General features: G+C 25.3%; 21 protein-coding genes and 1 rRNA gene. 5 read left to right on the top strand and 17 right to left on the bottom strand.

The features are described 5' to 3' along the window. The 5 genes from KQI36_RS12100 to KQI36_RS12080 form a co-directional block, all read right to left on the bottom strand. Positions 1–219 (bottom strand): 23S ribosomal RNA (locus tag KQI36_RS12100); the annotation flags it as partial. 922 nt (positions 220–1,141) lie between these two features. After that, positions 1,142–1,840: a DUF3298 and DUF4163 domain-containing protein gene (locus tag KQI36_RS12095; protein ID WP_216451096.1), complete on the bottom strand. Its 699-nt coding sequence runs from the start codon at positions 1,838–1,840 to the stop codon at positions 1,142–1,144. Positions 1,841–2,108: 268 nt separating this feature from the next. Beyond that, positions 2,109–3,515, bottom strand: coding sequence for a cysteine--tRNA ligase (cysS, locus tag KQI36_RS12090; protein WP_216451095.1), 1,407 nt, complete (start codon positions 3,513–3,515; stop codon positions 2,109–2,111). Positions 3,516–3,735: 220 nt separating this feature from the next. Beyond that, positions 3,736–4,188, bottom strand: coding sequence for a hypothetical protein (locus tag KQI36_RS12085; RefSeq protein WP_216451094.1), 453 nt, complete (start codon positions 4,186–4,188; stop codon positions 3,736–3,738). 141 nt (positions 4,189–4,329) lie between these two features. Beyond that, entirely contained in the window at positions 4,330–4,698 is a 369-nt protein-coding gene (locus KQI36_RS12080) for a hypothetical protein (protein ID WP_216451093.1), read from the bottom strand. 315 nt (positions 4,699–5,013) lie between these two features. On the opposite strand from KQI36_RS12080, the gene KQI36_RS12075 reads away from it, so the two are divergent. After that, positions 5,014–5,241 (top strand): DUF378 domain-containing protein, encoded by a 228-nt coding sequence (locus tag KQI36_RS12075; RefSeq protein WP_010298401.1) that lies wholly within the window; start codon positions 5,014–5,016, stop codon positions 5,239–5,241. Positions 5,242–5,374: 133 nt separating this feature from the next. Next, a complete protein-coding gene (locus tag KQI36_RS12070; RefSeq protein ID WP_216451092.1) occupies positions 5,375–6,016 on the top strand; it encodes a DUF2284 domain-containing protein in 642 nt (213 codons plus the stop codon). Here the strand turns inward: KQI36_RS12070 and KQI36_RS12065 are convergent. Then, entirely contained in the window at positions 6,006–6,473 is a 468-nt protein-coding gene (locus KQI36_RS12065) for a hypothetical protein (RefSeq protein ID WP_216451091.1), read from the bottom strand. The two genes, KQI36_RS12070 and KQI36_RS12065, sit on opposite strands and share 11 nt — an antisense overlap. 29 nt (positions 6,474–6,502) lie before the next feature. On the opposite strand from KQI36_RS12065, the gene KQI36_RS12060 reads away from it, so the two are divergent. After that, a complete protein-coding gene (locus KQI36_RS12060; protein ID WP_216451090.1) occupies positions 6,503–6,820 on the top strand; it encodes a hypothetical protein in 318 nt (105 codons plus the stop codon). Positions 6,821–6,932: 112 nt separating this feature from the next. Then, positions 6,933–8,375, top strand: coding sequence for an NADP-dependent glyceraldehyde-3-phosphate dehydrogenase (locus KQI36_RS12055; RefSeq protein ID WP_216451089.1), 1,443 nt, complete (start codon positions 6,933–6,935; stop codon positions 8,373–8,375). Positions 8,376–8,431: 56 nt separating this feature from the next. Here the strand turns inward: KQI36_RS12055 and KQI36_RS12050 are convergent, their stop codons facing one another. Further along, positions 8,432–9,148 carry a lysophospholipid acyltransferase family protein gene (locus tag KQI36_RS12050; RefSeq protein ID WP_216451088.1) on the bottom strand — a complete coding sequence of 239 codons (717 nt, stop codon included), beginning with the start codon at positions 9,146–9,148 and terminating at the stop codon, positions 8,432–8,434. A gap of 181 nt (positions 9,149–9,329) precedes the next feature. Between KQI36_RS12050 and KQI36_RS12045 the strand changes: the two genes are divergently transcribed. Continuing rightward, positions 9,330–10,175, top strand: coding sequence for a ComEC/Rec2 family competence protein (locus tag KQI36_RS12045; protein WP_216451087.1), 846 nt, complete (start codon positions 9,330–9,332; stop codon positions 10,173–10,175). A gap of 217 nt (positions 10,176–10,392) precedes the next feature. Here KQI36_RS12045 and KQI36_RS12040 read toward each other — a convergent pair whose 3' ends face one another. The 10 genes from KQI36_RS12040 to KQI36_RS11995 form a co-directional block, all read right to left on the bottom strand. Then, positions 10,393–11,280, bottom strand: coding sequence for an undecaprenyl-diphosphate phosphatase (locus KQI36_RS12040; RefSeq protein ID WP_216451086.1), 888 nt, complete (start codon positions 11,278–11,280; stop codon positions 10,393–10,395). A 167-nt stretch (positions 11,281–11,447) separates the two neighbouring features. Further along, positions 11,448–12,581: a hypothetical protein gene (locus KQI36_RS12035; protein ID WP_216451085.1), complete on the bottom strand. Its 1,134-nt coding sequence runs from the start codon at positions 12,579–12,581 to the stop codon at positions 11,448–11,450. 187 nt (positions 12,582–12,768) lie between these two features. After that, complete coding sequence (gene pckA / locus KQI36_RS12030; RefSeq protein ID WP_216451084.1) at positions 12,769–14,340, bottom strand: phosphoenolpyruvate carboxykinase (ATP); 1,572 nt, start codon at positions 14,338–14,340, stop codon at positions 12,769–12,771. A gap of 480 nt (positions 14,341–14,820) precedes the next feature. Beyond that, complete coding sequence (locus KQI36_RS12025) at positions 14,821–15,237, bottom strand: HIT family protein (RefSeq protein WP_216451083.1); 417 nt, start codon at positions 15,235–15,237, stop codon at positions 14,821–14,823. Between the two features lie 144 nt (positions 15,238–15,381). Continuing rightward, positions 15,382–16,350: a nucleoside hydrolase gene (locus KQI36_RS12020; RefSeq protein WP_216451082.1), complete on the bottom strand. Its 969-nt coding sequence runs from the start codon at positions 16,348–16,350 to the stop codon at positions 15,382–15,384. A gap of 337 nt (positions 16,351–16,687) precedes the next feature. Next, positions 16,688–17,446, bottom strand: coding sequence for an acyl-CoA dehydratase activase (locus tag KQI36_RS12015; RefSeq protein ID WP_216451081.1), 759 nt, complete (start codon positions 17,444–17,446; stop codon positions 16,688–16,690). A gap of 53 nt (positions 17,447–17,499) precedes the next feature. Further along, positions 17,500–18,648, bottom strand: coding sequence for a double-cubane-cluster-containing anaerobic reductase (locus tag KQI36_RS12010; protein WP_216451080.1), 1,149 nt, complete (start codon positions 18,646–18,648; stop codon positions 17,500–17,502). Positions 18,649–18,883: 235 nt separating this feature from the next. After that, the gene (locus tag KQI36_RS12005; RefSeq protein WP_216451079.1) at positions 18,884–19,738 is read right to left on the bottom strand and encodes an FAD-binding oxidoreductase; all 855 of its coding nucleotides are present in this window, start codon (positions 19,736–19,738) and stop codon (positions 18,884–18,886) included. 134 nt (positions 19,739–19,872) lie between these two features. Next, on the bottom strand, positions 19,873–20,823 hold the full coding sequence (locus KQI36_RS12000) for an L-lactate dehydrogenase (protein ID WP_216451078.1): 951 nt from the start codon (positions 20,821–20,823) through the stop codon (positions 19,873–19,875). 298 nt (positions 20,824–21,121) lie between these two features. Next, on the bottom strand, positions 21,122–22,021 hold the full coding sequence (locus KQI36_RS11995; RefSeq protein WP_216451077.1) for a LysR substrate-binding domain-containing protein: 900 nt from the start codon (positions 22,019–22,021) through the stop codon (positions 21,122–21,124). Positions 22,022–22,186 lie beyond the last annotated feature (165 nt).

Raw genomic sequence — 22,186 nt, 5'->3', positions numbered from 1 at the left:
CTCTTCCTCCGGGTACTTAGATGTTTCAGTTCCCCGGGTTTACCCCCATATACCTATGTATTCAGCATATGGTACTTAATATAATTAAGTAGGTTTCCCCATTCGGAAATCTCTGGATCACAGGCTATTTGCGCCTACCCAAAGCTTATCGCAGCTTATCACGTCCTTCTTCGGCTCCTAGTGCCAAGGCATTCACCCTGCGCCCTTTGTAGCTTGACCTAAAAGATTGTCATAAACTTCGTATTACGTCGTCAACTTCAGTTACTGTGGTACTCACTTACATAAGTAAGCTCCGTTCCTCGTTCCTTTGTTTCCTAGTACTACTTGTTTCTGCCAACTTTTCAAACATTCTTATAAACTTTGTACTGCGTTGTCAACTTTCTTCGTTCCGATGCTCATTTACATAAGTAAACTCCGCTTCTCACTCAGTCGTTTTCTAACATTACTTGTTTCTAAAAACTTTTCTAAAGCTTGTCATAAACTTCACACTACTTCGTCAACTTTCCTCATTCCGATACTCACTTACCTTAGTAAGCTCCGTTTCTCATTCGGTTGGTTCCTAGCATTGTTCGTTTTTGCCAACTTTTTCATTGTCATTTATACAAAAATTCGCATAAAATAGTTTCTATTTTAAGGTTTTTATTGTCTTGACGAAATTGTTATATCTTTATTTAAAGGTCTAACAATGTCTTTTATCACTGTGCAATTTTCAAAGAACAAAATATGTTTTTTTATGTCATTTCTAGACTGCTTTTTTATGGTATCATTTTGTTTTTTATATGTCAATAGTTTTTTAATTTTATTTGGTATATTTTTTCAATATATTTTTAACTGTTTTAAAATTATATTGAAATTACACTTACATTAGTATAACCCCATAAAGGATTTTTTATTTTAAATTCAAAATAAGGAGTAAACATCTTATACTATAATAAGATGTTTACTCCTTATTTTTTGTTATTTTTTGAGATAATATTTTGAATACTACTTAAATATAAACTAATTATGATTTTTTTACTCTTTATACTATTAAACTTTATAATAAAATCTAATATATTATAATAACCCATAACCAAGTATTACTTGATTTTAGTTAATTGTTTACTAATTACTTCATTTGTTTATTGTCACACATATATTATTATATATTTTTTAAAGGTATTTTAAATTGTGGTATACCTAAAGTGTATGGACCTATATCATTCATATTAAAATATATAACCACATTTTTTCCCTCACAATAAAAATTAAAATTTTCATTTGAATTAATTTTTTCTATATAATACTTATCTTTACTTTTACGAATTTCTTTTCTTAATTGTGTTTTTAATCTTCTACATTCCTCATCTCTTACTAAATCTTTTAAAGATAATAACTTATCTTTTTTTAAATCAATATTATATGATTTTTTTTCTTTTATTTCATAATCACCACCAGTAAACTTATATATATTAAGTACTATGCTAATTATTTCTTTTCCTGTTTTTATGTCATAATCTACTTTACATCTATAATTTTTCAAGTCATAATTATTTAAATTAGCATATTCGTGATCATTAACGCTTAAGTCCTCTATATCTTTTTTTATAGAAGTTATGTCATTTTTTATCATTTCATTTATATTGTATTCTAAATTTTTATCTTGCAGTCCTGAAATTTTAGGAATTCTTATATTGTAATCTACTTTTCCTGTAGTAAAAATTTCGTTATCTTCTATTATTACAATATTAGACGCTTCTATAGCTTCAACATTTAAATTCAATTTCATACAAACAATAAAAGTAAACAAAATACATATTAACAATACAACTTTGTAATTTTTAAAATACTTTTTAAACATACTCTTACCTCCATACACAATAATCATATATTAGAAATTTATATAGATTATTTTTATTTGCACATCAACTTAAGTACATCTTACCATTTTATTCCAGTAAAATCTCAATTATTCTGTAACCTATCTATATTTTTTTATTACAATACATCATAATTATTGACACTTTATGGTTTTTATATTTCTTTTAATACCTTATTTTTATAAGACTTTTAAATTTTTGTCATAAAAAAAACACCTTAAAATGATTTATCATTTTAAGGTATCTTTTTTATTTTAATCTCCAAGTTGTTCCTTCTTTACTGTCTAATATTTCTATATTCATTTTAAGCAATTGATCTCTTATTTCATCTGCTCTAGCATAATTTTTAGAACTTCTAGCTTCATTTCTTTCTTTTATAAGATTTTCTATAGATTCAACATCTATATTTGATAAATCTTTTTCTACAGATGTTAATTCTAAAGATAATACTTTATCAAAATCTTCTATTAAAAATTTCTTTTCTAAATTTGTTAAATTTTCATCTTTTAAAACATCTAAAAGCACAGTAAATGCATTTGGAATATTTAAATCATCACTTATTTGTTTTTTAAACTTTTCATTATAATTATTTATATTTTCATTATTAAAATTATCATTTTCACAAACATTTTCTAATATTGTAGCAATTCTCTTTTTAAGTGCTTTAAAAGACTTTCTAGCTGCATCTAAATTTTCAAAACTAAATATTAATTGTTTTCTATATCTTGATTGTAAACAAAAATATCTATAATCTAATGGTGAAAACCCTTCTTCTTCTAATCTTTTTACCGTTAAAAAGTCTCCAGTTGATTTAGACATTTTACCACCATCTAATACTAAAAATTCACCGTGCATCCAATAGTTGACCCATTTTTTTCCACTATAAGCTTCTGATTGAGCAATTTCATTAGTATGATGTACTGGTATATGATCAATACCTCCACAATGTATATCTATACTATCTCCTAAATATTTCATTGACATTGTTGAGCATTCTAAGTGCCAACCTGGAAATCCTCTACCCCATGGAGATTCCCATTGCATTATTTGATTTTTAAACTTAGAATTCGTAAACCAAAGCACAAAATCAAGAGGATTCTTCTTATTAGGATCTACTTCTATTCTACTTCCTGCTTCTAATTCTTCAATGCTTAAATTTGCAAGTTTTGTATAGTCCTTAAATTTATCTATTTCAAAATATACATTCCCATTAGATTGATATGTATACCCTTTTTCTTCCAAAACTTCAATAAAATTTATCATCTCTTTTATATGTTCAGTTGCTCTACAAACCACATTAGGTCTCTTAACATTTAATTTTTTACAATCATCTAAAAATGCTTCTTCATAGAATTTTGCTATTTCCCAAACTGTTTTCTTTTCTCTTGAAGCACCAAGGGCCATTTTATCTTCGCCTTCATCACCATCTGACTGAAGATGCCCTACATCTGTTACATTCATTACATGTTTAACTTTATAACCAGCATATTCTAAAGATTTTTTAAGTACATCTTCAAATATATATGTTCTTAAATTTCCTATATGGGCATAATTATAAACTGTTGGTCCACAAGTATACATACCAACTTTTCCTGGAACTACAGGAATAAATTCGTCTTTTTTTCTTGTCATTGTATTGTATACATAAAAGCTCATTTTTAACTCTCCTTTTTGTAGATTTTTAATCAATAATAATCATTTTAATTCTATTATTTAATCTTAATGTTTTTATATTATTTTACATTAACTCTCAATATTAAACTTATTTAAATTGTATCACATTGAGATAAATTTACAATAATAATTAATAAATTAGTTTAGTATACTAAAATATAAAAATACAGAGTATATTAAATCTCTGTATTTTCACATTATACTATTTACATATACTTTTTATCCAATTTACTAAACTAATATAAAAATTTTCTGTTTTTATGTCCTTTGTATTTATATACTTTTCTCCTATTATATTGCATCCTAAAAATACACTTTCTTTATCAAAACACAAATTTTCATTAGCACCTAATGTAATTAAAATAACTTTTTTTCCATTTAAAATATTGCCAAAGCTACTTCTTTTTATACCAAAGTAAGATTTATAAAACCAACTAGGAAGAAGCAATATTAAACACTCATATTCCTTAAATTCTCCATTTAACTTTTTAACTAATAATACATCCTGAAAAAATTTAATATACTTATTATTGTTTTTCAAATCAGGCTCTATATTTTGTAATTCTATAACCTCACAATTCAACTCATCCTTTATCCTATGTGAAACTTCTTTTAATAAACCGTTACATGAATGAAATACTAAAAGAGTTTTCAAATTATCACTCCTTATTTTATTGATAATTATTATATATTTAAATTAACATTTTATACAAGTATATGTAATAAAATTACTTTTATATCTAAACTATAAAAAAATAAAACCTTTTGATTTTAAAATCAAAAGGTCTTGTTTTTGCTATTTCTTATTTTTTACTCTATTCGGCTTTGCTTTTGGTTTTATAACACTATTATTGCTTTTATTGTATTTTTTATAGTTACTATTATTATCTGTTTTTACATTATCAAATCCTTTTAAAAATCCACAAAGATCCATAAACCATAAAAATAATATTACAAATATTGTTGGTATTATATATTTGTTAACAATAACAGGCATTGTTGGCCATAAAAAATTAGGAATTAAAAATACAGCTAGTGCTATAATTAAAACTACCCACTTATTAATTTTAATTTTTGAAAATACATATACTCTTAAAGCACTGTATGCAATTAAAGAAATAATTGAAAAAAGTATTATTTCTAATATCATAGTTACTATTGCCATTTCATTCTCCCTCTTTCAATATCTATAATGATTTCAATACTACAATTATATAGTCTTATTAAGAAAGTAACAAGTTTTATAACATATTTTTATTTTTAATCTTTATAATTTATGTTAAAATTTATCTATAGGATTCCAAGTTAATTTTTAAAACTATTGAATAAATTAAATCTTGTCTTCCTATAACACTATAAAAATTTAATATAGATATTTTTACATTCCTTTTTATTTTATTATTATATACATTTTTCTGAATAAATTAATATTTTCAGGAAATAATAAGATTTAAATAATAAATAAAAGGAGTGACTATTAATGAAAGTATTAGACACAATAGCTCTTATATTAGTTATAATTGGTGCCGTAAACTGGGGACTAGTAGGATTATTTCGTTTTGATTTAGTAGCTGCATTATTTGCTGGCTCCAGTGCCTTTGGATCAATAAGTGGTTTTAGCAGAATAATTTATGGTTTAGTTGGATTATGCGGTTTATATGCGATTTCATTCTTTGCTAAAACAAACGATTCACATAGAGATATTTAATATCTCTATGTTAGTGAATATGATACAATATTAAACTTTAATATATCATATTCACTTTTATTTTTATTAAATCTTAAAAATAAGGGGGTTAAGGAATGTTATTTTTTAAAAATACTTTCCTATTAAAATTTATATGAATATGTTAAAAGAAAACTTTAATATTAAAAAAGTAACTATTACGGAACTTTTAAATTATTATAAACCTGAAACAATTAATAATTATTGTAAAAAATGCGAAAAATTTAATAAAGTTTGGTCTTGTCCAACTTTCAACTTTAACACTATTGATTACATAAATAAATACAAATTTGCCTATATAATCGCATATAGAATTAATATAACTGCACAAAACAATATAGAAGATGATTTTAATTTTATAAAAGAATTTATACCAGAAGTAACTGAATATAAAGATGACTTTGATAAAATTTTTAAAACACTATATTATAGTGCACGTTTACATTTAGACAAGCTTCTCCTTAACTTAGAAAAAGATTTTAAATCATCTTTAGCTATTTTCTCAGGAAGATGCTTATTTTGCAAAGTATGTCAAAAGGAATATGGATTAAAATGTTTAAATGAAAATAACCTAAAATACTCTTTAGAAGCACTAGGGTTTGATGTTTCAGATATATTAAAATCATTACTTAATATTGAAATTCAATGGAGTAAGGAGTCCTCTTCTCAATATGTTACTTGTGTATCTGCACTTTTTTCAAAAGAAGAAATTAATATTTCAGAATTAAACAAATCTATTTCTAAAATTATCGAGTAAATCTAATTTGTGCCACTAAAGTATTGCCACTTCTTCTTATAACCAATATGCTATAAGTAACATTTTCATTTAATAATTCCTCAATTATTTTGCTTATTTCTATATCTAGACTTTTTATAGTGTTTTTATTTTTATCTATAATATTATATGCTTCTCCGCTTTTTTCAAAAAATAAATTATCCCATTGTTCTAAATTTAAATAGCCTTCTAAAAAAAATGTAATTCCTTTTTCAGTCAACATTTTTTTTATTTTCTTATACTTAAGTTCTGTATCTGCTACTTCTTTTTCTATTTTTTTTAAATATTGTTTTTTTAAATCTATATTTTTTTTAACAATCTCTATATTTTCTTTCACATTCAAATTTTCATCATCTAACTTATTCATATATTTATTTACTTTTTTTATGTATTTTTTACTATTAAACATATTTTTATCTTGCCTTTCTTCTACTAACATATATACAATATTCTTGAGGTGATTTTTAAATGGAAGAATTAGAAAAATTGTTAAATATATTAGTAGATTTTTTTATAGTTACATTTAAAAAAATAAATATTTTTTTAGTTACTTATTATGATAAACTATTATTTTATTTTAATAAACAAAATACTATTAAAAAAATGTATGAACCATCTATAAAAAAAAGAATAGAAAAAAATAATAAATTGAATATTACTTTAAAAGAAGTAAAGTTAGAAGAGTATAAATTAAATGATTCTATCAAAAATAATAAGGATAAACTCTTTAACCTAGAAAAAAAAATGAATATTATTGAAGATTATATCAATAATAATTTACTGTAACACTATCAACTAATTTTTTTAAATTTCTCTTTATAAATTTTTTAATAAATGCTAATACTAAGACTTGATTATAGGCATTAAATAAAAGTAATTTATAAAGAGGTGATAAATTTTGATTAACTCTATAAAAAAAGATAATATTTATCATAACTTATATGATGGTAAATGGATTATATGTGACAATACTATAGACATATTTTCTCCAACAAATGGAGAATTAATAGGAAAGGTTCCCGCAATGTCAAATCATGATGTTGATAATTTTTTAGAAAACTCAAAATTTAGTCAAAAACATTGGGAATTAACTTCTATAGACTCTCGAGCTGATATATTATATAAAACTGCTAAAATTCTTGAAGATAATATAGATGAAATTTCTGAAATTTTAATGTTAGAAATTGCAAAGGATAAAAAATCATCTATTTCTGAAGTAAAACGTACTGCTGATTTTATTAGATATACAGCTGATACTGGAAGAAATTTGTATGGAGAATTTATTCAATCAGATAGTTTTCCAGGCTTTTCAAGAAATAAATTATGTCTTACAACTCGTGTTCCATTAGGTGTAGTTTTAGCCATATCTCCTTTTAATTATCCTATAAATTTATCAGCGTCTAAAATAGCTCCTGCATTAATGGCAGGTAATAGTGTTTTATTAAAACCACCCACCCAAGGTTCTATAAGTGCATTATATTTATCAAAGGCTTTTATGATGGCTGGCCTTCCACATGGTGTTCTGAATACTATTACTGGAAAATCATCATCAATTGGTGATTATCTCGTATCTCATAAAAATGTAAATTTTATAAATTTCACTGGTTCAACAAAAGTAGGCACTCATATAGCAAGTATCTCTAATATGGTTCCACTTATGATGGAATTAGGTGGCAAAGATGCTGCAATAGTTTTAAAAGATGCAGATATTGAAAAAACAGCTAAAGAAATCATTAGCGGAGCATTCAGTTATTCTGGCCAAAGGTGTACTGCTATAAAAAGAGTGTTAGTAATTGAAGATATAGCTGATAATTTAGTTAATGCTCTGTTAAATGAATTAAAACAACTTAAAGTCGGATTACCTGAAGATAGTTGTGATATAACTCCATTAATTGATAGTAGTTCCTGTGACTTTGTTATGAATTTAATAAAAGATGCTTTAGATAAAGGTGCTAATTTAATTACTGGATATAAAAGATCTGGTAATATAGTGCATCCTACATTATTAGATAACATATCATTAGATATGGATATAGCTTGGGAAGAACCTTTTGGTCCTGTTCTTCCTATAATAAGAGTAGCTTCTAAAGAAGAAGCTATATCTATAGCAAATAAATCACAATATGGACTTCAATCTTCTATATTTACCAAGAATATAAATGATGCTTTTGACATTGCAAATAAATTGGATGTTGGTACAGTTCAAATTAATAGTAAAACAGAAAGGGGACCAGACCACTTTCCTTTCTCTGGTGTAAAATCCTCTGGTATGGGAACACAAGGAATAAAGTATAGCATAGAATCTATGAGTAGATTAAAATCTATAATTATTAATATTTAAACTAAAAAGCAACTTTAAAATAAAATTAACTTTAAAGTTGCTTTTTTTATAGTTTTTTATAGTTTTTTTAAAGTATTATCTATAATATCCTGACATTTTTCTACTAAATCATTTAACTCATCTTTCGATAAACCTTTTGTATATATAGGTTCATGGATTACACAAATACAATCCTTATCTTCTTTTTTAGCATCTTTGTATCCTTCATAAATCTTATAAGTACCCTTTACTGTAACTGGTACAATTGGCATACCTGACTTTATTGCCATTCTAAGACTGCCTTTTTTAAATTCACCTATTTGTCCATTTTTACTTCTTGTTCCTTCTGGAAATATAAGCATAGACTGCCCATTCTTTAAATTTTCAGTTCCCTTTTGTATAGCTTTTATACCTTCTCTAGGATTTTCTCTATCTAAAAATACACATCCTATTGCTTTACACCAATATGATAATACCGGTATTTTTTCCAATTCTTTTTTAGCAACAGCTCCTAATGGTTTTTCTATCACTGAAAATATTAATGGTATATCCACTATACTTTGGTGATTAGATACATATAAACACGGACCTTCTATATCATTTTCTTTACCTTTTACTATTATATTAAGCCCAGTTGCTTTTAAAAGGAATTTAGACCATTCCTTTCCTTTAATATTTGTATAGTCTTTATATTCCTTTTTTGATTTTTTCTTTAATTTTTCAGCTTTAGGAATAAAAATAGCTGAAAATGCTGTATATATTACAGTTTGTAACAAAAACCAAAACTTTCTCATTTATATCACCTACTCTTTAAAATTTACATAAATTATACCTTTTCTAACTAAGCCCTATTTTTTATTATACCAATATTATAAAAAAAAAGTCTATATATAAACATGTTTTTATTGCTTTTGTTTAATTTATTATCTTTTGGATAAACTTTTTAATATCACTATATAATAGAGGTGATGTTATTTGAAAAAATATATTTCTAGAAATCATGTTATTATTTTTATCTGTATTGTATCTTTTTTGTTTTTATTTATACCTAAAAATAGATATGATAAGGAATTGATTGTGCATTATATTGATGTTGGACAAGGTGAAAGTATATTAATACAAAATGAAAATTTAAACATTTTAATAGATAGTGGCACTGAGGATACTTCTCCTAAATTATTAAATTATTTAAAAAAACAAAATGTACATACTTTAAACTATGTTTTTCTAACTCATCCTCATGATGACCACATAGGTGGTATTACTTATATATTAAAAAATATGAAAACAGATAAAATATTTTCTCCTAAGATTACAGCTAATACCCCTGTTTTTAAAAATCTAATAAAAGAATTAAATACAAAGAACATTAAAATCACTCCTCTTGTTGCTCCAAAAACAATGAAATTAAATGAAAACATTAAACTAGAATTACTTTCTCCTACAAAAGATTGTTACGATAATTTAAATAATTATTCTTTAGTTTTTAAATTAAATTTTAAAAATTATAATTTTTTATTTACTGGAGATGCTGAAAAAGAAATTGAAAATCAACTTTTAAATTTAGATATACAATCCAACATTTTAAAAATTGGACATCACGGAAGTAAAACCTCTTCTATTGAACCTTTTTTAGATAAAGTTGATCCTGATATTGCTATCATTTCCTGTGGCTTAGGAAATGATTATGGTCACCCTAATAAAAAACTTTTAAACAATTTATTAGATAAAAATATTAAGGTTTATCGAACAGATTTAAACGGTTCTATAACCTTAATTTGTGATAAAAACTCTATAAAAATAAAAAAAGAAAAATCTTAATAAGATAATTTTATAATATATTTATAATATATAGGGTTCTGTTGTACTTACTTTTATAATCTCGTAATAAAATTTTAGTAAATAAAGTTTAATATGCATTTAAATCCATATAAAAATAAATATATTTTTAAAGTAATCTAAAGTTATGTATTTTAAAACCAAATATTAAAAGAGCATCTTTGAAATAAATATAAAAAAGATGCTCTTTTAATCAATATTATAAACTTATTACATTTGCAAAAATTAATACAAATAATATTATAGAAACAAATATTCTATATATAGCGAAAGTTTTCATTGGTTTCTTTTTTAAGTAATTAACAAATTTATCTACTACTATTAGTGCTACTATAAATGCTACTATAAACCCAATAGCTAATACTAGCCACTCTCCACTAGTTATTCCATTTAAGTTTTTAAATATCTTTAACCCTGAAGCACCAATCATAACTGGTATAGCTAAGAAAAAAGAAAACTCCGTTGCTGCTACAGTAGAAATTCCCCCAAACCATCCTCCAATTATAGTGGATGAAGATCTAGACATGCCTGGCCACATTGCTAAACATTGAAATACACCTACTTTTAATGCTTGTGCCGAATTTATCCCATCTATATCCATAGTCTTTTGTTTCTTTTTTAATGGTTTTTCTGTTAATAATAGTAAAAACCCTCCAACAAATAATCCTATAGCCACTGTAAGCGAATTAAATAAATATTTATCTATTAAATCATCAAATAATAAACCTAATATCATTGCAGGTATAGTTGCTATAATAATATTCTTCCAAAACTTTATACTATTTCTTTGTTTATAATTTAAATTTTTTACTTTTCCTTTTCTGCTAATATTACCAAATATAGTTCCCATAGCACTAAATAATTCTTTAACTGAACCAAATAATTTATCCCAATATAATACAACTATTGCAAGTATAGCACCAAGTTGTATTACTATAGAAAATATGTTAGCAAAATTTCCTTTAAAATTTATTAAATCTCCAACAATAATCATATGACCTGTAGATGAAACTGGTATAAATTCAGTAATTCCTTCTACTATGGCAATAATTACTGCCTTAAGTATTAATATCAAATTTAATTCCAAATCTTTTTCCTCCTTGATAAATATAAAATTTCCCCAATTAGTGTTTTATAAAAATCATTTTATAATTAACACCATAATTAATATTATATCAAAATTTCAAACCTATTACTATTTGTGCAAAGAAATATTTTAAGACAAAATAGGAAGCATTTAATTGCTTCCTATTTTTATTTCCTCTCAAAATATATTTCCCTTATAGGTTTTTTTCCATCTATTGAAAGAGATATTTTAGTTTTTCCATCTAAAATTGATAAATCATAATAATCATTTACCTCTGAATAAGTTCCATCATTTAAACTTATATAGTATTTTTTCATCATGACGCTATCATTAAATACTCCAACCGTAAACTTAATTGATCCATCCGTATCCTCTTTTTTATCCTTCTTAGATATTATTAGTGTAGGAATCTCATCTTGATTTTTATCGCCATTAATTATTTGTGGATTTAAATTAAACAAATCTGGTTTAGTTACAAATAAAGTTGGACTTATATATCCACTTTGATTTTCAATTTGAATATCCTCACCATTTTTAACAAATGTTACAAAAGAGTTACTTTTAGGTGATGTAAACTTATTATTATCTATGGCAATGGTATAAGTATTAAAATATTTTGCCATATCCTTTTTATATTGTCTTACTTCTTTTTCTGAATTTAAGCCAACAATGTTTACATTTTCTAACCCATTTTCTATAATTTCAACAGCACTTAATGGAATATCGTTTAGTGTCATATAACAACCGTTACCACCATCTATCATTACCCATTTTCCATGTACATTACTCCATACTTCAATTACTTTAAACCCTTGCTTAGGCTTAGGTTTTATATGATTTTTAGTAGCTAATGAACCTTTTCTTACATATGTTCCTAAAGAAGATAAGGACTCCTCTAAAATTATAGAATATCCGTCATCAGACAGTGATTTAGTAGTTGTCAATTTTTCTAATATTTCTTTTGTTGTATCTCCATTCTTCATAGCACTAATATTAAATTCAGCTTTTTCTTTGATCCAATTTATTATAGCGAAAGCTTTTTCTATATCATTTCCTGATTTTTTTACTATATCATCAAATTTATATTCTTTTTTCATATTTTTTTGATAATCATTTTCTCCATCCATATAGTAAAATTTTATATTATTGCCTTCATATATATTATTATAATTTGTTATTTTAACATTGTATTTATAATCATAATAGGATAGTTTATTTTTATTAAATATAATAAATATTCCAACACATATAACTATCATTAACAAACCTATTATTTTACTTTTTTTTGGGCCCTTACTCATTTTAAGTCCTCCTAAAATATTTCTTAGTATTTTTATCGCCTTTAATTTTAATTTATTAATAGTTATTATAATTTTTTTTTATATTTTAAAAATATTAAAAGAAAAAAGGTTGTACAAAAATTAAGTTTTGTACAACCTTTTTGAAAGTTAAAATAATCCTTTTGTTTGGTAACAATTGTATATGAATTTATTTATATTCAGGACCGGCATTTAATATGTCCTTACTCACATTTTCAAATTTTTTAAAATTATCATGGAATTTTCCAGCTAACTCTTTTGCCTTTATATCATAATTATTTTTATCTTCCCAAGTATTTTTAGGATTTAAAATTTCACTTGGCACATTTTTTATATCTTTTGGAACTAAAACTTTAAATGTCTCGTGTTCTTCAAATTCAGCATTTCTAAGCTCTCCATTTAAAGCAGCCCTTACCATTGCTCTTGTATATTTTAAGTTCATTCTTTTTCCAACACCGTATTGTCCACCAGACCATCCAGTGTTAACTAAGTAAACTTCTGTATTATGCTTAATTATTTTTTCGCCTAATAGTTTAGCATATACTTCAGGATTCATTAACATAAATGGCTCCCCAAAGCATGCTGAAAAAGTTGCTTTTGGACTTGTTATTCCTCTTTCTGTCCCTGCTAGTTTACTAGTATATCCTGACATAAAGTGATACATTGCAGCTTCTTTTGTTAGTTTTGATATTGGTGGTATAACACCAAATGCATCTGCAGTTAAGAATATTACAGTACTTGGGTTTTGACCTTTTCCACTTAATTCAGCATTATCTATATACTCTACTGGATATGCTCCTCTAGTATTCTCTGTTAACTTTTCATCATCAAAATCAGGATTCCTTTTTTCATCTAAAATTACATTTTCTAAAACTGCTCCAAATTTTAAAGCATTATATATTTGAGCTTCTTTTTCCGCATCTAATCTTATAGTTTTTGCATAGCATCCACCTTCAAAATTGAATACACCATCATCAGACCAACCATGTTCGTCATCACCAATTAACTTTCTATCTGGAACTGCTGACAATGTTGTTTTTCCTGTACCTGAAAGACCAAAGAACACTGCTGTGTCTCCATCTTCTCCTATATTAGCAGAGCAATGCATTGGAAATACACCTTTTTGAGGTAATAAGAAATTCATTACTGAGAATATTGATTTTTTAATTTCTCCTGAGTATTGAGTTCCCCCTATTAATATAATTTTCTTTTCAAAATTTACTAAAACAAAAGCTTCTGAATTTATACCATCTTCTTTACCACTAGCTTTAAATCCTGGTGCTGCTATTACTGTAAATTCTGTATTATGCTTATCTAATTGTTCTTTTGTAGGTCTTCTAAATAACTGAGTTGCAAAAAGAGCTTGAGATGCATATTCAGCTACAACTGTTATATCCATTTTATATTTTTCATCTGCTCCTACATATCCATCAAATACATACAGATTTTTATCTTCTAAATAATTAATAACTTTATTGTAAAGTTTATTGAAAGTTTCTTCATCTATTGAAAGATTAGTATCATTCCAGTTAACTAATGATTTTATACTTTCTTGACAAACTATAAATCTGTCTTTAGGCGATCTTCCTGTATATTTTCCTGTTTCAACAACAATAGCTCCACTTTGTGAAAGTTTACCTTCTCCATTTTCAAGTGCAAACTCAACTAACTGTGATACTGCTAAATTTCTATATATATTCTCTGATGTTTTAATTTTTAAATTTTCTAAGTTAATACTCATTAATATTCCCCCAAATAATTTTATATTTAATTAATTTACACCTCGTAAATTATATGTACTCTTTTTATTTATTAACACTAACTTTATTAATTTTTAATATATTTGTTTTTTTATTTGTAATTTTTTATATTTTCTTCTGACAGTTATTAGTATAACACTTTTTCGTAAAAAGTACAGTATATTTTTCATTTTTCTTCGTAAAATGTTACACTTTATATTTTTTTGACAGATTTATTGTGTATAAAATGAATTTTTTTTTATTTTTTTATTCAATTTTGAGTCATTATTTACTTTTATGAATAATTGTATTTTAGTAATTTATTAATCATTTTATATTGGTATATATTCTACCGCCTTATAATTAGTTATTTTACATGTTTTCATAAATTATCATAATTTTAACATTTATTATATATATTTATTTCAACTTCACAAAAAAAGCAAGTCTAATATTTTAGACTTGCTTTTTATAATAAATGTTTATATTTTTAATTTTTTAATTTTTTCTATCAATTTATTTTGAGTCTTATTTAAAATTAAATTTGCACAATACTTATTTTCTGGATCTCCATAATTGAATCCATCATTTTCGTATCTAGGAATTACATTTACATGTAAGTGGTATAAATCATTAAAAATTCCACCATTTTGAATTATAGTTATACCATCTGGATTAAAAGTTTCTTGTAATAGTTTACTCATACTTCTTAAAACATCAGAAAGGTTGTTTAATTCTTCTAAAGTTAAATCATAAATTTCCTTAACATGCCTTTTAGGTAAAATTAATAAATGTCCTTCATTAAATGGAGCTTTATCAAGAATTACAGAAAAAAAGTTGTTTTCATAAACTTTGTAAACTCCTAATTCATTATTAGCCAATCTACACCCTAAACACATAATTTATCACCATACCTTTAATTTTATTAATAGTTCCTAATTATTATTTTATATTATAAGATAATGCATTTCTATAAATTTTGAATTTTTGAGAATAGATTAAATTTTCTAAATTTTCCTATTTATTAGTTAACTTCAAAGTTTCTAAAACAATAACTCTATATATTTTTCCACTTCTTCTTTTTTATCTTTTAATAATAATCTTATAAATTTTTTCAAAAATTTCTGTGCATCTACCTCTGTAAGTATTATAGAATTGTGTTCCTTTTGCCATAAATTATTTTTATCTACTATACACATACCCTCTGCAATACCATCTTTGCAAATTTCTGTGTAAGAAGAAAAGCCCTTACATATATTTTTATCTATAAAATATCCTACCGCTAATGGATCATTTATAACTGAACCTAGTATCTTATCAAACTTCCAATAAAATTCTCCATAAAATTTTGTTATTTCAGAAACTACTTTTGATAACTTTCCATCAATCATTCTGATAAATTCAACCATGTTTGGAGTCAAAACTGTTTTGTTAGTAACATCTAATCCAATAATATGTACTTTTTTACCTATGTTTTTTAACACATAATCGGCAGCATGGGGATCAACATAATAATTAAATTCAGAAACTGGAGTACAATTTCCACATTCTTTAAAAGTTCCACCCATAGAAACAAATTCATTTAAATTTTCAAATGCACTCTTATCTTTCATTATAGCTTTAGCTATATTAGTAAGTGGTGCTAATGCTATAATAGATACTTCTTCATTATTATGTAAAGTTTCTATTATAAAATCTTCTGCACCATAATTTAACACTCCATTTTTAACTTTTGGTAGATTAGTATTGCCTAACCCATCAGCTCCATGTACATTTTCTGCTTTTTCTAACTTTTTACAAAGTGGCTTGTCATTCCCTAAGTAAACAGGTATATGAAGAGAATTAGTAAGTTCTAGTGCCTTTAATGCATTTTCTCCACAAGTATTCAAATCTACATTTCCACCTACTATAGTTATACCTAAGACTTCTAATTCTTCTGAATTTAAAGCTAACAATAATGCTAAAAAATCATCTATTCCTGGATCACAATCAATTATAACTTTCTTTTTCATAACTTCCTCCTATGTTATCTAATTTTAATGTAAAATAGTATTTCTAATATATTTTTTATGCTGCACATATATTAGTATGCAAAACATTTGTAAACGATAAGTCTTATATATCATACAAATTTTCTAGTTATTTTTCAATTAGAAATTTTTCAATACAAATATAATATTTAATAATAGCAAAAGAAATGCCTTAAAATGACGAGTAAATCACTTTAAAGCATTTCTTTCAATTTATATAATAAGAAATAGAAATTTTAGTCCTATAGAAAATTAATTTCCTAGAACTTCAGTTGAAAGTTTTTTTTACTAACAACCTAAATATAATAATTCATTATAACTATTTAATATTTTTGGCCAAAAGTGCCGCCCCGATTGCTCCTGCATGATGTGCAAGAGTATGAGTTTTTAAATCTTTCCCAAGCTTTTCACCTAAGCTTTTAACTACATAAGGACAATTACTAAGACCACCTGTTAAATAATATTGTTCCCCATCTCCAAATTTATTACAAAGTGATGAGACTTTGTTAACTACAGAGTCTATAACTGCAAACGCTATATTTTCTTTTTTTTCACCACTGCCAATTAAACTTATAACTTCTGATTCAGCAAACACTGTACACATAGAACTTATAGTTACACCACTACCATTTTCAGCAAAATTACATAATTCCTTTATACCTAAACCTAAAATATTTGCCATTATTTCTATAAATCTTCCTGTACCTGCTGAACACTTATCATTCATAAGGAAATTAGTAATCATACCTTCTTCTATTGATATAACTTTGGTATCTTGTCCACCTATATCTATAACTATTGCTTTATCACCCATTAAGTATGCAGCACCTTTTCCATGACATGTAATTTCAGTAATCTCTTTATTTGAATATGGTACAGAAACTCTACCATATCCAGTTGCTACAACTTTTCTTTTTTCTTTTGTTATACCTTTTGAATTTAGTATTTCCTCTATTTCTCTTGCAGTTTCTTTACTATTCCATCCAGTTTTCATTAACAATGTATCTATAAGCTTGTCTTCCTCAAAAACTGCAACTTTAGCTGCTGTTGATCCTATATCTATTCCTATATAATACATCTTTTACTCCTTTTCAAAACTTTCACTTTAGTTATTATCAATCTATAAATTTACTAAAGCATTTCAATAAATGCTGCTATTCTTGTTTTTATTTGACCTAAATCTGTTTTAGAGTAATCAGTTTCTAAGCTCATATATTGTACATTTTTTTCATTTTTGACAAAGTTCTTTACTTTCATTGATTCTACATTATAAGTATGACAAGCTTGCAGTGTAACGTCTATAACACCATCTACTTTATACTCATCTATAAGCTCATCTAAAAGTTCTAATCTACCATCATTATTTGACATTACAGAGCATGGTATTTTTAAATATTTTTCTGCAATAGCTTCAATTGGCTCTTTATTTTCATCTACAAGCTGAGCTTTTTCTTTTACTCCACCACAATTTTCAAAACATACAACTACCCCACCATTTTCTTCCACAGTTCCTACAACTTTTTCTATAGCTCCTCCAATAGGGCATCCTGTAATTAAGATTCTTTTTGCATTTTTTGATATTTTACTTCCATTTTTATTATATTCTTCTTTTATATCATCAATCATTTTTCTCATATTATTATTTTGTTCTATTTTATCAAAACTAAATCCAGTTCCTTCTAGAACCTTATACATTTGAAGTCCTCCTATTGGTGGTGGAGTTAACTTTGATAATGAATAAAATTCTTGAAGTAATTTTCTCTCTTCATTTTTTATTTTTATAGCTTCTCTTAATTTTTCATCTGTAATTTTTACATTAAACTGTTTTTCTAAGCACTCTTTTAAGTATTCTATTTCATTTTTCCACACCTTAAGTGCATGTTCTCTGTCCTGAGCTTGTGGCAAATGCATTACATGCATAGGTTTTATTTTACCTAAATATTCATACATTTTCTTTTTTCCATCACAAGTAGTTTCTCCAACTAATAAATCTGAAAAATATGTATATGGACATTTTTCTGTTAAGGCAAATCCATAGCTTGATTTTATAAGTGGACATAAATTTTTAGGAAGATGTTTTTCTGCATCTGGTATTGGTTCATCACTCATACCACAAAGTCCTACTGGAATAGCCCCTGATGCATATATAACCTCGTATGGAGTATATGTACAAAATACACCTACTACATTTTTTCCACTTTCTTTAAAATTCTTAACCTTTATAAATCCATTTTTTCTTGCTTCACTAAATTCTTCAAAAATACTTGGTAAATTATTCATCCTTTTTCCCCCATATTTTATATATAATAAATAAAATTTTTCATATTTTTATTTTTCTACTTCTATGTATCATATTATTATACTTAACCATTTTTTTCTATTGTTATAATATTTTCAAATAGTTACTAGTTATTTATTATAAATTTGAATTTTTAAAATTAAAATGTCCTTAAATATTCTTATAACAAAAAGTCTACTATTAAGTAGACTTTTTGTTATAAGAATATTTTTTCCTTTAGTCAAGCATATCTTGTTTAGGTCCAAAAAATTCAAAATTAATATATTCTTCTTTAACACCTAATTCTTTTAATGCTCTATAAATTCCTTTCATAAATGGAGGTGGTCCACAAAAATAAAAATCACCATTTAACGGTAGATTGTTTTTAATCCAATTGTAATCTACTCTCCCTTTAAAGTCATAATCTTTGCCTAAACTATCATCATCCTTAGGATTGCTATAAAAAACTATATTCCTTACATTATCTCTACTTTTCATAATTTCTTTCATTTCATCTTTAAAGGTTTCAACATCAGAATTTTGTATAGCCTGAACAAAGAATATTTGTTTTCTTATTTTTACCTCTTCATAAAGCATAGATATAAGTGGAGTTATTCCTATTCCTCCTGATATTAATATAAGTGGTTTTTCTTTATTATTTTCATTTATTGTAAACAATCCCATAGGAACCATCCCATAAATAATATCACCTACTTCCACTTTGTCATGCAAATAATTACTTATAAGTCCACTAGGCACTTTCTTTACGCTTATTCTATAAAACTCTTCATTTGGCATCATTGATAAACTATAAGTTCTTATCTCATCTTTATACTTTTCATCTTCACTATTCAATTTTATAGTAAAAAATTGCCCTGGCTTATGTTTCAAAAGCTTACTTTTATCTTTTGGTTTAAAATAAAATGAAATCACATCATTATTTTCTCTAATCTTTTTAATTACTATAAATTCCTTAAACCCATTCCATGCCATAGGCTTTTCAGAATTAACATTAGAATTGCTATACTTACTCATAATTTCTTGTATAGAATATTCCGACTGTTTTCCATAAACATCTTTTATTTTATTCATTTAACTCACCCCTTAAATACATTATACACTATATTGTTTAATATTGACTATCTTTTAGTAAACATTATCCAAATTTTTGATTAATGAAAAAGACTATATGAAAAATTTATATAAATTTTTCATATAGTCTTTTTTTAATAACCTAATTTAGATATGTATTCTTTTAAAATAGTGGCTGAATTATTAAATTTATATTTTTCATTTTCTTTTAGATCTAATTCAATTATTTTTTCTATTCCATTCTTACCTAATATACTAGGAACCCCCATATATACATTGTTTTGTTCATATTCTCCTTCTAATAAAGCAGAAACTGGAATCACTTTTTTCTCATCATGAAATATAGCTTTAAGAACTCCAACAACAGTAGCTCCTATGCCGTAATAAGTACTTCCCTTACCATTTATTATTTCCCAACCAGCTTTAGCAGTTTCTTCTACCATATTATCTAGATCATCCTCTTGAAACTTATCGTAATTACTAATTAATTTTAAAAAGGATTCTCCTGCTACAGTTACACAAGACCATGGAACCATTTGAGAATCTCCATGTTCTCCCATAGCAAATGCTTGTATTGACCTTGTATCTATACCACCTAGTTTTTCTGATATTATTGATTTTAATCTAGCTGTATCTAGCGCCGTTCCTGTTCCTATTACTTTATTTTTAGGAAGTCCTGATAATTTCAATACGTGATATGATATTACATCAACTGGATTTGACGCTAATATAAAGAATCCATTGAATCCTGATTTCATAATCGGCTTTACTATTGAATTACATATTTTAGCACTGACTTCTAAAGTGTCTAATCTTGTTTGCCCTGGTTGTGGAGGTGGTCCTGCAGTTATTACAACTGCATCTACATCATTACAATCTTCATAACTACCAACTCTAACTTTAGTTCTTAAAGACATGTATTCTACAGAATGCATTAAATCTAATGCCTCACTTTTAGCTCTATCCTTATTAATATCTATCATTATTATTTCTTCACATACACCTTGATTAACTAATGCATAAGCACAACTAGAACCTACTAATCCAGTCCCAACAATTGCAACTTTTCTTGATTTGATTGACATTTTAATCTCTCCTTAAACCTAAAACCTAAATATATTAATTTTATATCAAGTTTCATTTATAAAATCGTTAATATTTTAACATTAAATTCATTAAACATATTGTACAACTTTTATAATAAAATGTGAATACTTTAACATTTTTTCGCAATTTTTGCAACATTAAAGCTTTTAGATTAAAGTTTTTAATTATAACTTCAATGTAGTTTGAATTTTTTTTAACAATCAAAGTTGCAAAACACTTAAAATTTATTTTTTAACATATTAGTGGATAAATCCACTAATATGTTTTTCTTACTATTTATTTAAAACAATTTATAGTAGATGAATAATCTACAAGTTTTTTTATAAAAACATCAGTAGCCTTAGAACTCATTATATCTTTTGGTGTTATATAAGAAAAATGTCTTTTATAATTTTCCTTTAATTCTATTACAGACAATTCTTTATTTTTCACTCCTTCTTCAGCTACATAATTTGATATAAGAGTTATTCCTAAATTGTTTTTAACAGCTTCTTTAACTGAATAATTACTCCCAAGTACCATCATTGATTTGGGTACAATTTCCTTAGTTGTTAAAAACATATTCAAATATTCCCTAGTTCCAGATCCATTTTCTCTAGCAATCCATCTTCTATTTTTAAGTAAAGTGTAAGAAAACTCTTTTGAAACCATTGGATCATTATAAGGCAGCATAAGTACCATTCTATCTTCTAAAAAATAATTTTGATTAAAATCAAAGGACGGCGCAACCCCTTCTATAAGTCCAATATCTATTTTTAAATTCTTTATCTTATCACATATGTTAGTGGTATTTTCAATAAGCAACTCTATCTCAACATCCGGATATTCTTTAGAAAATTCACTTAGAAAACCTGGTAAAAAATATTCTCCTATAGTAAGACTTGCGCCTATTTTTAAATGTCCTTTTATTGTGTTAGATACATTTTTTAATTCATCCTTAGTATTTTCTAAAAGTTTTAAAATTTCTTTTGCTCTTTTATAAAGCAAAACTCCACTTTCAGTAATTGCTATAGTTTTTTTCTTTACCGATCTAGTAATAAGTTCTGTATTAAAATAAGCTTCTAAATTTTTAATATGTACACTAACACTTGGCTGTGATAGATTTATACTTTCCCCTGCCTTTGTAAAATTTTCATATTCAACAACTGCTATAAATGTTTTTAATTCTTCTAACATAATTTATCTACATCCTAACAATAATATTTTTTTATCACTAAAAAATGCTTCCTATACATTATTATATAGTATTGGATAAAAATTTGAATATATAATCATTATTTTTTTTAATGATTATCATGATATATATTTATTTTACTTATGGTTTTTTCAGTATTATACTTT

It is taken from the genome of Clostridium senegalense (assembly GCF_018916625.1).
Classification (GTDB): domain Bacteria; phylum Bacillota; class Clostridia; order Clostridiales; family Clostridiaceae; genus Clostridium_J; species Clostridium_J senegalense.
The sequence above is the reverse complement of the archived record's forward strand: the minus strand, read 5'-3'. Positions and strand labels throughout refer to the sequence as shown.